This is a genomic window from Caproiciproducens galactitolivorans (assembly GCF_004768785.1).
Lineage (GTDB): Bacteria > Bacillota > Clostridia > Oscillospirales > Acutalibacteraceae > Caproiciproducens > Caproiciproducens galactitolivorans.
Genome location: NZ_SRMQ01000002.1, coordinates 311,879 through 327,714, shown reverse-complemented (window position 1 = coordinate 327,714; position 15,836 = coordinate 311,879). Strand labels below are relative to the sequence as shown.

The following is a 15,836-nucleotide window of genomic DNA, read 5'->3' as shown; positions in this document are numbered from 1 at the left end:
TATGGAAACAGCGAATACCGAGCGCAAAAAGGTAATTTTCAGCGCCATTCAGCCAAGCGGGACGATTACCCTCGGCAATTATCTGGGAGCGCTCAAGAACTGGATCAGTTTACAAGACGAATACAACTGCATTTATGCCCTGGCGGATCTGCACACCATTACCGTGCGCCAGGATCCGGCAAAGTTCCGTCATAATACGCTCGAGGCCTACGCGCTTCTTTTGGCCTGCGGCCTAGACCCCGAAAAAAGCCCGTTCTTTATTCAGAGCCAGGTTTGCACGCACGCCCAGCTTGCCTGGATTTTAAACTGCTACACCCAGTTTGGCGAATTACAGCGCATGACGCAGTTTAAAGATAAAGCCGCAAAGCATGCCGACAACGTCAACGCGGGCCTGTTCACTTACCCGAGCCTGATGGCGGCGGACATCCTGCTGTACCAGGCGGACCTCGTTCCCGTGGGCGCTGACCAGAAGCAGCATCTGGAGCTTGCCCGCAACATTGCGGAACGTTTTAACGGTATTTACAGCCCCACCTTTACTGTGCCAGACGGCTATATCCCGAAGAAGGGTGCACGCATCATGTCCCTGCAGGATCCGTCCAAGAAGATGAGCAAATCCGATGAAAACGTAAACGGCTACGTTGCCGTGCTGGATAAACCCGAGGTTATCCTGCGGAAATTCAAGCGCGCCGTCACCGACAGCGACGCCTGCGTCCGTTACGCCGAGGGCAAGGACGGCATAAACAATCTGATGGGCATTTACTCCGTCGTGACCGGCCTTTCCTATGAGCAGATTGAGAAGGACTTTGAAGGCAAGGGCTACGGCGATTTCAAGGCCGCCGTCGGTGAAGCCGTCGTGGAGCACCTGCGCCCGATTCAGGAGCGTTATGCCGACTACATTAAAAATAAGGATTACCTTGAGAAATGCTATACGGAAGGTGCGCAGAAAGCGCTTGCCATTTCAAGCCGCACCCTCAATAAAGTAATGAAAAAAGTCGGATTTGTCTCAAAAGCATTTTAATTAAAAACAGAACACGGGGAGGCTCTAAAGATGCAGGAGCCTCCCCTTTCCTGTTTACCAAACCAATTTATGGCTCCAATTTTTCGGGGCCGTTTTTGTTTTTAATCCAATAGACGAAGCCTGTGAAATATGCTATGATTGCATATATTGTTCTTGAAAGGCAGTAGATACATGCGCAGTAAAAATTCAATCCGAAATGTAATTGTAAATATCGGCAGCCAGCTTCTGTATATTTTCCTCTCCTTCCTTTGCCGGCTTGTCTTTATTCGTTTTCTAAACGAAGCCTATCTGGGTGTAAGCGGTTTATTCAGCAATATCTTTACGATTTTCTCCCTCGCCGAACTGGGAGTCGGTACCGCCATTACGTTCAGTATGTATAAGCCGCTAGCCGAAAACAATTATAAAAAGCTTGGCGCACTAATGGGGCTTTATAAGCGGGCATACCACACTATCGGAATTGTCATTGCCGTTGTGGGCTTGGCTTTTGTTCCGTTCTATCAATATTTTATTAAAGAGGTTCCAGATATCCCGAACCTAACCTTAATTTATTTATTATTCCTTTTCAATTCGGTTGTCACATATTTTTACTCCTACAAGCAGCAGATTATTATCGCCGACCAAAAAGTGTATATCTGTTCGCTGTTCCAATACGGATTCGCAATTGCTCAGAATGTCGTCCAAGTCTTTATTCTCATCCTGACGCAAAACTTCATCTGCTATTTATGCACACAGATTTTATTCAGCTTTTTCACAAATTATTTTCTCGCACGGAAAGCGGTGAAAATGTACCCCTTCCTGAAAAAATATGAAAAGGAAAGGCTGAGTGAGGAAGACAGGGCCGCCATTGTAAAAAATATAAAAGCAATGTTCATGCACCGGATCGGGAGTGTTGTGGTAAACGGCACCGATACCCTGGTTCTTTCCAAGTTTGTCGGCATTGTCAGCGTGGGAATTTACTCGAACTATTACCTGATTACGAATACCCTTATGAATGTAACGAAACAGATTTTCAGCGGAATTACGGCGAGCGTCGGAAACCTTGGCGCGGTGGAGGAGCAGAAAAAATCCTACGAGGTCTATCTGGCAATCAATTTCGCCTGTTTCTGGATTTTCAGCTTCTGCGCCATCTCCCTGTTCAGCCTGTTTAACCCTTTCATGCTGCTTTTTACAGGCAAGCAAAACCTTTTGTTTTCCCTGCCCATTGTTTTTGTCATTGTCTTGAATTTTTACACCTCCGGAATGCGGCAGGCAACCCTGACGTTCCGGGACGCGTTCGGGCTGTTCTGGTACGACCGGTACAAGGCGGTTTTCGAGGCTGCTGTAAATCTGATCGCTTCCGTTCTGCTTGTGCAGCATTTAGGCGTTGCCGGCGTTTTTATCGGCACCTTGATCAGCACCATGACCATCGACTTCTGGGTCGAACCACTAGTTCTGTTCCGGCATGGCTTCCAACGTTCCGTAAGCGCTTATTTTCGCCGGTATGCACTTTATGCCGCAATGACCTTTGCCGTTGGTTTTCTGACCTATTCCTGCTGCACCTTTGTTCCGGGCAAGGGCTTTTTCAGCTTTATAGCCAAATGTTTTATTTGCCTACTGCTGCCAAACACAGCTTACCTTCTTGTGTTTTGGAACACAAAGGAATTCCAGTATCTGAAAGGATTTGTAAAGATCCCGGCGCTTCACAGGACTTAATCGTTTCCTATTTGTACAATTAACTGCTAACATATCGGATTGTATAAAATTTGCTTCCTGAATAGAAAAACTCCCGGTTTTCCGGGAGTTTCTGTTTTATTCATAAAAATATATTTAATTTTGCCGCACGTGGAATTCCCTGCAAAAACAGTCCGCCGAACGGTTTCGCGCGCGAAAATTATTTACAGATATAATTCAGTTCGCCGACTTCTTTGCCGCCCTTATAGTAAATACGCGGCACGCGCTTTGAAATCATGCAGGCGAGCTCATAATTGATGGTCTGGTTATAGCTGGCCAGCTCGTCAAGCGTAATACAAGCATCCCCGTCGCGGCCGAACACCGTAACAACGTCGCCCTCCTTCACATCCGGAACAGAGGTTACGTCCAGCATGAGCTGATCCATGCAGACGCGGCCGATAATCTTTGCCTTCCGGCCGCGCACAAGCATACTCCCCTGCACATACAAATGCCGGACATAGCCGTCGGCATATCCGATCGGCACCGTAGCGATCTTTGTAGGCGCGGTCGTGGTAAATTCCCTTCCGTAGCTGACACTAGTCTTGGCCTCAACGGTTTTGACAAGCGACACAATGCTCTTCAGCTCCATGGCGGGAATAAGGTTCATTACATGTTGTATTTTCCCGGACGGCTTCAGCCCGTAAAGGACTACGCCGGGGCGCACCATGTCCAACTGCGTCTCCGGGTAATCGAAGATTGCCGCAGAATTCGCGCAGTGGCGGATACGGAATGTAATGCCGCGTTTCCGAAGCAGTTCCACCGCCTTCATCAGGTTTCCATACTGCGTCATCGTGAAATCGCGTCCGTCTTCGCCTTCGTCCGCAACAGCAAAATGGGTAAAGATCCCCTCGGCGTCAAGCGCAGGGAGCCTGCAAACCCGTTCCATGTCATCGATTTCCCCGGCGTCGCGCACCGGATCCTGATACATAAACCCAATACGGCTCATACCGGTATCGACCTTGATATGCACCTTCACCGTAACGCCTGCTTTTTGCGCTTCCTGCGAAAGGGATTCGCCATAGCCCGCAGAAAGCACCGTCTGCGAGATATTCAGCTCACTTAGCTGGGCGGCCATGCAGGGCGGCGTGTAGCCCAAAATCAAAATGGGTAGCTTCACGCCCGCATTGCGGATCTGCATAGCCTCTTCCAAGTTGGAAACGGCAACCCAGTCCGCGCCCAGCTTTTCATATTCCCGCGCTAGGGTCTCCGCACCATGGCCGTAAGCGTCCGCTTTGATTACACAGCAGATCATCGTCCCCGTCTTCACCTGATCCCGGATCACTTTAAAATTATAGTCGATTGCATCCAAGCTGACCTCGGCCCAAGTCCGTCTGAAAAATTCACTCATTCTATTTTTCACCTGAATTATTTGAAGTATTTTACTCCCGATTCAAAAATCTTCTGGTCCTTTTCGCCAGGAACGTTCTTGTACAGATTTACACCCATGCGTTCTGAGTGCGCCATTTTTCCAAGGATACGCCCGTCCGGACTGGTAATGCCCTCAATTGCGCAGACGGAACCGTTCGGGTTCCACTCGATTCTGCCGCTCGGCTTGCCGTCCGGAGTGGTGTACTGGGTTGCGACCTGACCGTTTGCAATCAGCTTCTCCAGAACCGCATTGCTTGCCACAAAGCGGCCTTCTCCGTGGGAGACAGGCACCGCGAATACATCTCCCACGTCCACCCCGGCAAACCACGGGGATTTCACAGAGGTTACCCGGGTGTATACCATGCGGGAAACATGGCGTCCCAGCGTATTGAAGGTCAGCGTCGGCGCCTTTTCATCCGGGTGCATAATTTCGCCGTAGGGCACAAGCCCCAGCTTAATCAGGGCCTGGAACCCGTTGCAGATTCCAAGCATCAGCCCGTCGCGGTTTTTCAGAAGATCATTTACCGCCTCTGCAATTTTGGGATTGCGGAAGGTGGTCGCAATAAACTTGCCGGAGCCGTCCGGTTCGTCACCGCCGGAGAATCCGCCCGGAAGCATAATTATCTGCGACGCGCGGATTGCTTTTTCCATACGCTCAATCGTCACTTCAATATCGGAAGGGGTCAGATTGCGTACAACAAGGACTTCCGGCTGCGCACCCGCCCTCTCAAAGGCGCGCGCGCTGTCGTATTCACAGTTTGTACCTGGGAACACCGGAATAAAGACGCGCGGTTTCGCGGCCTTTACCGCCGGAGCCTTTTCAAAACGCTGGCTATAGAACGGAATATCTCGCGCAACCGGTTGTTCTTCCGCCTGATTCGGGAAGATTTTTTCCAACGTACCGTTCCATGCGGAAATCAGCGCATCGAGGTCCAGTCTTTCCCTGCCAAGAACAACCTGCGGCATGACGGACACCTTGCCCAGTTCAACCGCGGGGAACCCGTCCGGAACTTCCACGCCATACGCAAGTTCGGCAAGAATGGAACCGGAAGCCGGCGCAAAGAGGGTCTTTTCATCCAGAACCGATGGCTCAAAAATGAAGCCGAGCCGATTGCCGAAACACATCTTCGCAACCGCGGCCGCCGCGCCGCCTTCTTTTACAACAGAAGCAGAGAGAATGGTGCCGCTCTGTATCATATTATGAATGCTGCTGTAATATTCTTCCAGCTTTTCCCAGTCGGGCAGCAGGGTCTCCGGATTCTCTGGCAGCGGGAACAAAACCACTTTTGCCCCGGGCTTTTTAAACGCCGCGGAAATCGTCGTGCTTGCTTTCGTCATTGCGACAGCAAAGCTGACCAATGTCGGCGGAACGTCAAGCTCTTCAAAGCTTCCACTCATACTGTCCTTGCCGCCGATCGCCGGCAGGCCTAAGCCAAGCTGTGCGCTCAGCGCGCCCAAAAGCGCGGCAGTCGGTTTTCCCCAACGCTTCGGGTCTTTTTTCAGCCTTCCAAAATACTCCTGAAACGTCAGCCTTGCTTTCATCGGGTTCGCGCCGACGGCGGCAAGCTTGGAAAGGCTTTCCACAACGGCGTAAGCAGCCCCGTGGAACGGGCTGAAACGGGCAATTCCCGGAATATAACCGTAGGACATTGCGGTCGCGTCGTCGGTTTCACCGCGAACAGCCGGGATTTTGGCCACCATTGCCTCTTCCGGCGTAAGCTGATAGGTACCAGCAAACGGCATCAGCACCGTCGCGGCGCCGATGCTGGAGTCAAAGCGCTCGGAAAGCCCTTTCTGCCCGCAGACCTCCAGCCGGGACAGGTTTTCCTGGAACGCTTTTTCCACCGGTTTCCCCTTCAAACAATCCGGAACGAGTTTCCGGTAGTCGCGTTCGGAATCTACTGCTTCGATGACAACATTGTTTTTCTGTATGACGCCGTTCGTATCCAAAAATGCACGGCTGATGTCGACAATAATGTCCTTGCGCCATTTCATGCGCAGGCGCGGTTCGCCCGTGACCACAGCGACAACCTGCGCGTTGAGGTTTTCCTGGTTCGCCGCCGCGATAAAGGAATCTACATCCTGCGGGGAAAGCACAACCGCCATTCGTTCCTGCGACTCTGAAATCGCAAGCTCCGTTCCGTCAAGCCCCTCGTATTTTTTCGGCACCTTATTCAAATCAATTTTCAGCCCGTCGGCAAGCTCGCCGATGGCTACGCACACGCCGCCCGCGCCGAAGTCGTTGCAACGTTTAATAAGCTTTGCAACCTCCGGTTTGCGGAACAACCGCTGTATCTTCCGCTCGGTAGGCGGATTTCCCTTCTGTACCTCCGCGCCGCAGACTTCGATGGACTGCTCGGTATGCGCCTTGCTCGAGCCAGTCGCCCCGCCGCAGCCGTCGCGCCCGGTGCTGCCGCCGAGAAGCACGATCAAGTCGCCCTCCTCCGGCGTTAAACGGGCAACATTCTCCTTCGGGGACGCGCCGATAACCGCGCCGATCTCCATACGCTTCGCAACATAACCGGGATCGTAAAGCTCGGTAACCTGCCCGGTGGCAAGGCCGATCTGGTTGCCGTAGGAACTGTAGCCCTGTGCCGCACCGGTGGTAATTTTACGGGTCGGCAGCTTGCCCGGAAGGGTTTCCTCGAACGGAACGCGCGGGTCGCCTGAACCGGTTACACGCATAGCTTGATAGACATACGCCCTGCCGGAAAGCGGGTCGCGGATTGCGCCGCCGAGGCAGGTTGCCGCGCCGCCGAACGGCTCGATTTCCGTTGGGTGGTTGTGGGTTTCATTCTTAAACTGCACCAGCCATCTTTCTTCTTTTCCGTCCACAGTAACGGGTACTTCAATGGAGCAGGCGTTAATCTCCTCGCTTAAATCCAAATCCGGGATTTTCCCTCTTTTGCGCAGAAGCTTCATACCGATCACCGCCATGTCCATTAAGGAAACCGGGCGGTCGGTTTCGCCGTACACTTCGGCGCGCGCGTCGTAATATGCTTTGAGAGCGTCTTCGATCACACCGCTGAGAGCGGATTTTTCAATCTCAATCTTTTCCAGACGGGTTGAGAACGTGGTGTGGCGGCAGTGGTCGCTCCAGTAGGTGTCGATCACGCGTAGCTCCGTCACGCTCGGGTCGCGCTTTTCCGATTTCCGGAAATAGTCGCGGCAGAATACCAGATCTTCAAAGCTCATGGCAAAGCCCATGGATTCATAATACCCCCGAAGCTCCTGTTCGCTCCAATCGATAAAGCCCGACACACGAGCGACATCGGGAGGCGTCTCCGCCGCCGTGTCGAGAGTTTCGGGCTTTTCCATAGAAGCAAGGCGGCTCTCCACAGGGTTCACCATATAATTCTTGATTTTATTCAGTTCTTCTTCCGTTACATTGCCCTTAACGGCAATTACGCGGGCGGTCGCTACCTGCGGGCGCTCCCCCTGCGTCAAAAGCTGGACGCACTGCGCGGCGGAATCGGCGCGCTGGTCATACTGACCGGGCAGATACTCCATGGCAAATGCGGTGTAACCTTCCGGAAAAGGGTACACTTCGTCATATACGTTGTCCACATTCGGTTCTGAAAAAATGGTGTCCCGTGCCGCGGCAAACTGTTCTTTTGTCAGCCCGGAAACATCGTAGCGGTTGATCAGCCGGATTTCCTCAACGGAGGTCAACCCTAGATTTTCGACAAGGTCCGACCGGATGTGCTGTGCTTCCACATCAAAGCCGGGTTTCTTTTCTACAAATACTCTGATTACGTCAGACATATTTCCCCCGTTCCGCCGCCTAAAGCAGCCGTTTGAACATGATTTCTTTAATAGTATCACAATTCCGCCCCATTATAAAGCGCTTCGTAAAACATTGACACTTTCGATAAAAAATTATTCAATATAGTAAAATAAACCGTCGGAGTCATCCGGCGGTCGTTATAAACTTGAAGTCTATTCTTATTTTTAAATATTGGTAATTCTTGAAATTTTTCCCATTATTTTTGTTGACATTTTAATAATTCGAAAATATAATTTTAAATAAGAAAAGTTTTGAGAAGATGATACCGTTGCACATTTATAATTGTTTCTAAAAATGTAAAACAATGCTTATTAATTTAGGAGGAATAAAAATGAAACTCATACATCAAAAATTGATTTGCTCATTTTAGCTCTATCTTTTTTCGTATCTGTGCCTTTAGCTGCGTCAGCTAATCAAGATCCAAACTTCAACGATAAAAAAGACTCAGCCGTTCATGATTCTTCAATGAATGATGAGAATGAAGATCAAAATTCGATTGCTCTATTAAAAGAAGGAAAATACTGCACCACCCAGCCTATTCAGGTAATTGAAGCCCATAAGAAAGCTGATGCAAATTACAATCTATTAAGTGGCTTCGGAGATATATTATATCAAAAATCCATTGTAATCAACGGTGTTGAAAATTCACTGTTATTTGCTTTTGAAAATCCGAATGAATCTTTAAAACTCGCAAAAACAAAGTGCGATACCATTCTAAAGATTTTAGCAAAAAAGTATAGTCTTGATGAGCTCAATAACGATAATTGGAAAGAGTATCGAACTGCAATTGATTATTATATGAGTGACCCCGATTCAAATAAAATGTATGATGAACAGGGTAGCTTATTAAAACAGTTTCAAAGTTTAGAAGCCTTTTTAGATACTTATGAAAACAGTATTTTAAATAATGAGGTAATAGACTTTGTGTCTCTTGCAAACACAAAACTACGGAATCATACTATCTCAAAAATCGTGTTGGATGATATGATAGGACATTTACCCGACACGGATTCACTTGTTAAAAAAAAGCAAAATTCTTTAACTTCCACCCGGACAAATGAACCAGGAAAAATTTCTCCTAACCAGATCTCAGGATTGACGAATATTACAGCCGCAAACGAATACGCCCTACAGTATGCGGAATCGCCCAACTCCGAGTACATTTATTACAACCGTGGAGATTGTACAAATTTTGTCTCACAAATTTGTAAAGAAGGCGGCGTGCCCCAGGATGGTTATTGGCATAGTAATTACTTTTATACCGGAGCCATACCGACAAAAGCATGGACTGTCGCTTCTGAATTTGCAAAATATTGGAAGCCAAGATGGTATACTGGTTTAACAAAAGAGCATTTTTTAGATTTTTCAAAGCAACTTTATACAAAAGGTGGGAGTGTTATCGGTATGGATACATCTGGTAATAAAGTATATCATCACCTTGCTTATGTAACTCAACGGGCAAATAACCAAAAAACCAGATATGGAAGAACTTTTTATGATTTTTTCATAACACAACACTCCGATGATTATGCATGTTGGGCCTCAGATAACAGCGGACGAGCAAAAGGTTGGTTAAGCCAACCGGATGGTACCATATATGCAATCTTTTCATGACAATTTTATAAAAAAGAAGGGTAGTATATGAAAAAAACACAAAAACTATTAATTGCAGTCGCAATCATCGCAGTCGTTGCTCTGGTCCCTGTCGTCTGTTTTCCGGTGGTAAGCTTGCAAGGAAAAATCACCACTTCCGAACCCATCGAAGTGCTGTCCGTAAATTTGAAAACTTCTGTTAGCTCCAATATGCAAAATCTGAATCCGGTGGTAGTCAAAAATGTTCTGGTGATAAACGGTAAGAAAAACCCATTAGTCTGCACCTTTCAGGATGAGGAAAAAGCCATGCAATCGCTAAAAAAACGAGACGCTGAATTCTTGAAGTTAATGAAGAAAAAGTGGAGTTTGGATGACTTAAATGCTACTAACTGGAAAATTTACAAACAACATTTGGTGCAATACACTATGGGCAAATTACCGGATGACTTGGGCGGGGATAAATATGAAGGACAACGACAGGAAGTTGAGGAATTTTTAGAATTCTGTGAATGTGAGGAGGGAAATCAGGAGACATTAAAGTATATAAATTCTGCAAATCATCTGCTTAAAGCAAAACTTGTCCAGCGTGTTTCACTGGATCCAATTATTGGTAATTTACCCTTTGATGACCCTCTGGTGCAGGAAGCTTCTCCATCATAGTCTGAATAAAATTTTTAAGTTATTAAGGGAGCTTTCACGCGAGTGAGAACTCCCTTTCTTGTTTATGCGGATTTATTTCTCAATAAAGCCGCCACAATGAGCGGCTTTTAAGATTTATTTAATTTTTCTGCACTCCATATAAAACCGCTTATCACAGGCGTGACCCATGGAGAAAGTCTTGCGCGGCAGCGCGCCATCAAGGGCTACGGTTTCAAATAAACTGCTTTTTTCCATATTGGGAAGAAGAAAGCCAACCGCGTCCGCGTTTTCAGCGCAGAGCTTTTCAACAACATCTTCCCCGTGTATGTAATCGACTTTTCCACCTACCGATGAAAGGCGCGTGTCAAGGAATTTCTGCAATGTACCCACCTCAAGATTGGACGGCGGATTTTTCACCCAGATATCCTTTTTCTCTTTTCCGGTAATACAAGTAATTCGGTGTCCTTTGCAGGGAACTTCGGAAATTTCATAATACTCTGAAAGCTCGCGCAGAAGCTCCTCGGGCTTTGTCAGGAAAACTACGCGGTGAATCGGCTCAAACCGAAGGGAATCGTCGTAAAGGTTCACGACCTCCACAAGCGCCCAGCGCGCGGGATGACACGCGGCCTCTTCTGGTGCCAGCGTCTTTTTCAGTTCTTCAAAGCAGGCCTTCGCGGTCGCCAGGGAATGGTTCCCATCCCCGACGGCGAAAAGCAGATTATCCCTGACCGGAAGGTTATCCAGCGCATTTTCCAGCCGCTCGGCCGCCCTTTTGTTTAGGCGGAAACCGCGGATGCTTCCGCTGTTCTGCATCAGCTTTCCTTCGTATTCCAGCGCTAAATCCTGCGGCTCGATCGACTCGATCACGCTGCGCTGTTTGTCGTCAATCAAAATCATGATATGGGGAAGCTCCAGCGGAGCGCCGCGCCGGATTTCCATACGGGGAGGGATCCGTTCCAGAACCGTTCCCTCGGTTGCGCGAATCGGCGTTTTGCTCCCCGCTTCATAGCGGTACTGTTCCAGATCCAGAGCCATTATGACCCCGCGGCGCACCCTGCCGTCCGCCAGGGTGCGTTCGACAAGAAGGTAGCTGTCCTTCAGCTCCCGGAACACGCCCTCCTTCAAATAGCGCTTCATTGTGGAATTGATTCCGGCGGCATATGCTTCGGTGTCGGTCGTTTCAAGATAACATTCCGGATAGATCAGATAATATGTGGATGTATCCCCCGCCGCTTTTTTCACTTCCTGCCAGTACTCGGGCTGGGAAGTGTACTGGTCGCAGGCCACCACGCACCATTTTTCGGTCGGCACGTTCTTCGGCAGCAGGATATCCGCTGGCTTAAAATACGGATGCTTCATATTCAATCTCCTGTTCCGTTTATCCAGTTTACGGATTTACTTTGTTAAAATAGTACCACAAATCCTTATCCCCATGCAACCCGAATCAGGACTTTGCGCGCGCCTGGTTCAAAAAATACGTAATAAAGAAGATGACGGCGGCTACCAGAACAATAGTCCCACCCGCCGCAGTTCCGGCGTAATAGGAGATGATCAGCCCGCTCACGCCGGAAAACAGGGAAATCCCGATGGCGGTAAAATGATAGGAACGCATGCTTTTCGCAAGGTTGCGGGCCGAGGCCGCAGGAAGCACCAGCAGGGAATTGATAATCAGCACGCCGACCCACTTAATGGAAACGGTAACAATCACCGCAACCAGAATCACAAAGAATTTTTCCACCAGCCGGACGCGGATTCCCTTGCTCGCGGCAAGATCGGTATTCATGCTGACCAGCATCAGCTTGTTGAAAAAGAAGCCCCAAAGAAGGACAACGGCTGCCAGAATCAATGCAAGCATGCGGATTTCTTCCGGCTGCACCGTTAAAATATCCCCGATTAAATAGCCGGAATATTTTGCGAACCCCCCGGACGCCGACAGCAGCACAATGCCCAGGGCAAGCCCGGTGGAAGAAAACACCCCGATAATCGTGTCCGCAGAGGAGGTTTCGGACTTCATAACCGCCGAAATGCAAAGCGCAAAAAGCAGCGAAAAGCCCATCATCGAAACAAGATAGTTGTCAACGCCCATCAAAACGCCGATTGCAATGCCCGTCAGCGCCGAATGGCCAAGCGCGTCGGAGAAAAATGACATTTTGTTGTTCACGATCATCACGCCGACCAGCCCGAACAGCGGCGTAATGAGCAGAACCGCCAGCAGCGCGTTTTTCATATAGGAAAATTCTGTCCATTCAAATGGCAGAAGCAGACCGATTAAGGAATAAATCACACTCATTTCCTCACCCCTCCGGTCAATTTCAGTCCGAAGGCTTCCCTGACTTCCGGAGTTTTCATAACCTCATTCACAGTTCCGCTTACAACAATGGTACCGTCCAGCAAGGCGGCCCGGGTTGCGTATTTTTCCACATGGTTTAAGTCATGGGAAACGAGAATGATCGGCATTTGATGCTCCGCACGCATCGAGGTGACAAGATCGTAAAAGGCCCCGATTCCCTTTCGATCCACCGCAGAAACCGGTTCATCCAAAAGGAGCAGATCCGGCTTCGGTTCCAGCGCAAAAACGAGCAGCACGCGCTGCAGCTCACCGCCGGACAAACTGCCGATGCGCTTTTTCAACAGGGAAGGGCTTCCGCCAACCTGTGCGAGCAGGCGTTCCGCCCGTGCTATTTGTTCCTTGTTATGCCCCAGCCAAACAGGGAAACCGCCCATATTCGCGCAAAGCAGATCGCCCACCGTAACCGGCGTGGAACGGTCAAAAACCAAGTTTTGCGGCACATACCCGATGCGCGGTTTCTCAATCTTCTCCCCCCGCGCGTTCGAAAAAACCACGCTGCCCGTGTAGGGGATGCGCCCCAGAAGCGCCTTCAAAAGCGTTGTCTTGCCCGCGCCGTTCCGACCGATTAGTGCCAGGATTTCTCCGTGGTGAACATCGAGCGATACGTTATGCAGAATCACTCCATCGTGTTTTTTTACCGTTAAATTGCGTATTTGCGTACTGCACCTGCAAGTTTCCATGTGTGCCCCCCTACTTTAAAGCCTTTTTTAGAACCGTAAGATTGTTTTCCATTGCGGTTAGATAAGCGTCTTTCTTGTTTTCACCCGTTACCGCCGGGTCAAGCGAATAAACTGCCGCACCGCTTTCCTTTGCGATAATATTCGCCGCTGACTCCGGATACTGCGGCTCCGCAAAAATCGTTTTGATGCCGCTTGCACGGACAAGGCGGATCGTCTCGGCAAGTTCGCGTGCGCTCGGCTGGCTGTCGGGTTCCCGGTTGACCACCCTCACAATATTCAATCCGAACTCTTCGGCGAAATACGGGAACGCCTCGTGAAAAGTGATAATATCCCGGTTCGAAATACTGCTCAGTTCCTCATGCATCTTTTTACGCAGGAGGCTCAGCTTTGCTTCATATTCCTCCGCATTTTTCCGGTAAACAGCGGTGTTTGCGGGGTCGGCTTCCGCAAGGCCTTCCGCAATATTGGACACCTGCCGGATGGCATTCGTAATGGAAACCCAGGTGTGCGGATTTTCCTCCCCGCTTTCGTCTTTTACCAGCGTTATCCCCTTGCTGGAATCGATTACGCGCAGCTTGGGAAGCTGGGCCGTTACCTTATCCATGAAATTTTCCATTCCCGCGCCGTTAATAACAAACACGTCGGCCTGTTCGATATTTTTCATATCCTGCGACCGCAGCTGATAATCATGCAGGCAGCCGGCTTGCTGCCCCGCCATATTGTCAACCTGTACATCGGAAACGCCGTCGGTAATATTGAGCGCCATAATATACAGGGGATAAAACGAGGTCACCACCCGAAAACGAATCGGTTTCTCCGTTCGGTGTGCGCACCCTGCCGTACAGAAAAAAATAACAGCCGCCAAAACTACGGCAGTAAGTTTTTTCATTTGCGTGCCTCCTCAAATGCAAATCATTTGCATATAAAATATAATAAGCCGCTCTTTTCACATTGTCAAGAAAAAAAGGACGGATTTTAACCGTCCTTTTTTTCTCCGATATCAGCGTCCATAAATGCATGCAATTCTTTCAACTTGTTTCGACAGTCGTTCATGCCCATCTCATAAATCGCTTTGAGAACCTCGGGATTTTTTTCATAACGTCCGGCCTCAATCGGCCTGCTGGGCCGTATGATAACGGCTTTTCCCGCTGCCTCCTGTCGGCGGCAGATTTCCAGTTCGTCATTGTAAACCTCCGCTCGAATAAGCATGGCATTCACAAAATTCGGATAATCGCCGTATTTTACCCGAAGCACCGCGCGGGGGAATTCCGGGCGCAAACTTTTACGATATGTGCGGTCACGTGTCAAGACAATCACATTTCGCTCATTCCCGTCAAAAATCGAACGCTCAATCGGGATCGGCGCAACACAGCCGCCGTCCAGCAGTTCATACCCGCGGTAAGAAACTATATTGGAAATAAACGGCAGTGAGCTTGACGCCTTAACGGCGGTAAAATCCTCATCCAGATCCGCTTTGTCAAAATAGACTGCCTCACCTGTTTTCAGATCCGTCGCGCCTACCTTCAATCCAACCGGGGAATCGAAGAAGGTTTGGTAATCAAATGGAAGGAGCTTGTGAAAAAGCTCACCGAAAATAAAATCAAACCCGAACAGCGATCCAGTTTGATTTAAATTTTCCACACTAATGTATCGCTTATCCGCAATATAGTTATAAAAAATATCGAAGTTCCGTTTTTTCTGCTTGGATATATAGCTTAGTGCATTGCAGGCACCGGCAGAGATGCCGTATACTGTTGGAAACTCGATATTCTCTTCCAATAAAACCTCCAACACGCCGCTTGTATATGCCCCGCGCATACCGCCGCCTTCCAAAACCAAACCGATCGACATAGCTAGCACCTCACATTCTATTCAGCTTCTTATTCTAAATTATTATAGCCGAAGAGAACTTTGAATACAAGCAAATTGATAAGGATACGGAATTTTTTAAAATTAAGGCTTGATTTTTCCACGAATATGCGCTATAATAGTCGAGCGTTAAAAAATATGGACGTTTAGCTCAGCTGGTAGAGCATTCGCTTGACGTGCGAAAGGTCATAGATTCGAGTTCTATAACGTCCACCACATTATGATCAAGGGTAAAAGCGAAAGCTTTTGCCCTTGTTGTTTTTTGCCCTTGTTATCAAATAGATTTTTATGTATCACAAAGGATTGTTGGCATAATCGCATAGGAATAAAGATTCCTCTTCCGGGTTCTCTGGAAGCTGCCCCCAATACAGTAACGTTGGCCGGACAGAAGTATCATTATAACTTTGCCGGGATTATCGCACATCCAATTGCCAGTTGGATATCAGCATGCAGTTGATCGCAAACGCGGTTATGCCGGCTTCGCGGTATCCAAGTTTCCGGCTCCGACAAAGAAAGTCTTTGTGTTACACTATGATTTCATCAATCGCTGGTGCCGATTGATTGAAATATTTCTCAAAGGGCGCCAACCTCACGCCGCGAATGTTACATTCGGATTATGAGGTACACAATGCAAACCGCATTGTGGAGTGTTGTGGAAAAACAAAAGTCTGCACCCTCACTAGCCAATAAGGGTACAGACCTTGACATGTAACCGAAATGCGTGCTTTTAATTCGACTTCCAAAAGGTTAGAAAGAAGTGGTTGCTGCATTTGCGAAAAATGTAAGAGAAAAAAGTCTTAACGCATATGTGGTTGATCTGAT

General features: G+C 48.7%; 11 protein-coding genes and 1 tRNA gene. 5 read left to right on the top strand and 7 right to left on the bottom strand.

What is annotated here, in order from left to right; all coding sequences use genetic code 11:
• The first annotated feature begins 1 nt into the window (after window position 1).
• Together trpS and CAGA_RS04160 are read left to right on the top strand one after the other, a co-directional pair.
• Window positions 2–1,018, top strand: a complete 1,017-nt coding sequence (gene trpS / locus CAGA_RS04165; RefSeq protein WP_135658040.1) for a tryptophan--tRNA ligase — start codon at window positions 2–4, stop codon at window positions 1,016–1,018.
• A 171-nt stretch (window positions 1,019–1,189) separates the two neighbouring features.
• Window positions 1,190–2,710 carry a lipopolysaccharide biosynthesis protein gene (locus tag CAGA_RS04160; RefSeq protein ID WP_135658037.1) on the top strand — a complete coding sequence of 507 codons (1,521 nt, stop codon included), beginning with the start codon at window positions 1,190–1,192 and terminating at the stop codon, window positions 2,708–2,710.
• Window positions 2,711–2,888: 178 nt separating this feature from the next.
• Here the strand turns inward: CAGA_RS04160 and alr are convergent, their stop codons facing one another.
• On the bottom strand, window positions 2,889–4,076 hold the full coding sequence (alr, locus tag CAGA_RS04155; RefSeq protein ID WP_135658035.1) for an alanine racemase: 1,188 nt from the start codon (window positions 4,074–4,076) through the stop codon (window positions 2,889–2,891).
• Window positions 4,077–4,093: 17 nt separating this feature from the next.
• The gene (locus CAGA_RS04150) at window positions 4,094–7,861 is read right to left on the bottom strand and encodes a phosphoribosylformylglycinamidine synthase (RefSeq protein WP_135658033.1); all 3,768 of its coding nucleotides are present in this window, start codon (window positions 7,859–7,861) and stop codon (window positions 4,094–4,096) included.
• 379 nt (window positions 7,862–8,240) lie between these two features.
• Between CAGA_RS04150 and CAGA_RS04145 the strand changes: the two genes are divergently transcribed.
• A complete protein-coding gene (locus CAGA_RS04145; protein WP_135658031.1) occupies window positions 8,241–9,497 on the top strand; it encodes an amidase domain-containing protein in 1,257 nt (418 codons plus the stop codon).
• 27 nt (window positions 9,498–9,524) lie between these two features.
• Window positions 9,525–10,136 carry a hypothetical protein gene (locus CAGA_RS04140; protein ID WP_135658029.1) on the top strand — a complete coding sequence of 204 codons (612 nt, stop codon included), beginning with the start codon at window positions 9,525–9,527 and terminating at the stop codon, window positions 10,134–10,136.
• Window positions 10,137–10,250: 114 nt separating this feature from the next.
• Here CAGA_RS04140 and CAGA_RS04135 read toward each other — a convergent pair whose 3' ends face one another.
• The 5 genes from CAGA_RS04135 to CAGA_RS04115 form a co-directional block, all read right to left on the bottom strand.
• Complete coding sequence (locus CAGA_RS04135) at window positions 10,251–11,474, bottom strand: DUF1015 domain-containing protein (protein ID WP_135658027.1); 1,224 nt, start codon at window positions 11,472–11,474, stop codon at window positions 10,251–10,253.
• A gap of 85 nt (window positions 11,475–11,559) precedes the next feature.
• Window positions 11,560–12,405, bottom strand: a complete 846-nt coding sequence (locus CAGA_RS04130) for a metal ABC transporter permease (RefSeq protein WP_135658025.1) — start codon at window positions 12,403–12,405, stop codon at window positions 11,560–11,562.
• Complete coding sequence (locus tag CAGA_RS04125) at window positions 12,402–13,145, bottom strand: metal ABC transporter ATP-binding protein (RefSeq protein WP_135658023.1); 744 nt, start codon at window positions 13,143–13,145, stop codon at window positions 12,402–12,404. The genes CAGA_RS04130 and CAGA_RS04125 overlap by 4 nt, the downstream gene beginning before the upstream one ends.
• Before the next feature lie 10 nt (window positions 13,146–13,155).
• Window positions 13,156–14,034 carry a metal ABC transporter substrate-binding protein gene (locus CAGA_RS04120; RefSeq protein ID WP_135658021.1) on the bottom strand — a complete coding sequence of 293 codons (879 nt, stop codon included), beginning with the start codon at window positions 14,032–14,034 and terminating at the stop codon, window positions 13,156–13,158.
• Window positions 14,035–14,120: 86 nt separating this feature from the next.
• A complete protein-coding gene (locus CAGA_RS04115) occupies window positions 14,121–14,996 on the bottom strand; it encodes a patatin-like phospholipase family protein (protein ID WP_135658019.1) in 876 nt (291 codons plus the stop codon).
• Window positions 14,997–15,154: 158 nt separating this feature from the next.
• On the opposite strand from CAGA_RS04115, the gene CAGA_RS04110 reads away from it, so the two are divergent.
• Window positions 15,155–15,230: transfer RNA gene (locus CAGA_RS04110), tRNA-Val, on the top strand.
• Window positions 15,231–15,836 lie beyond the last annotated feature (606 nt).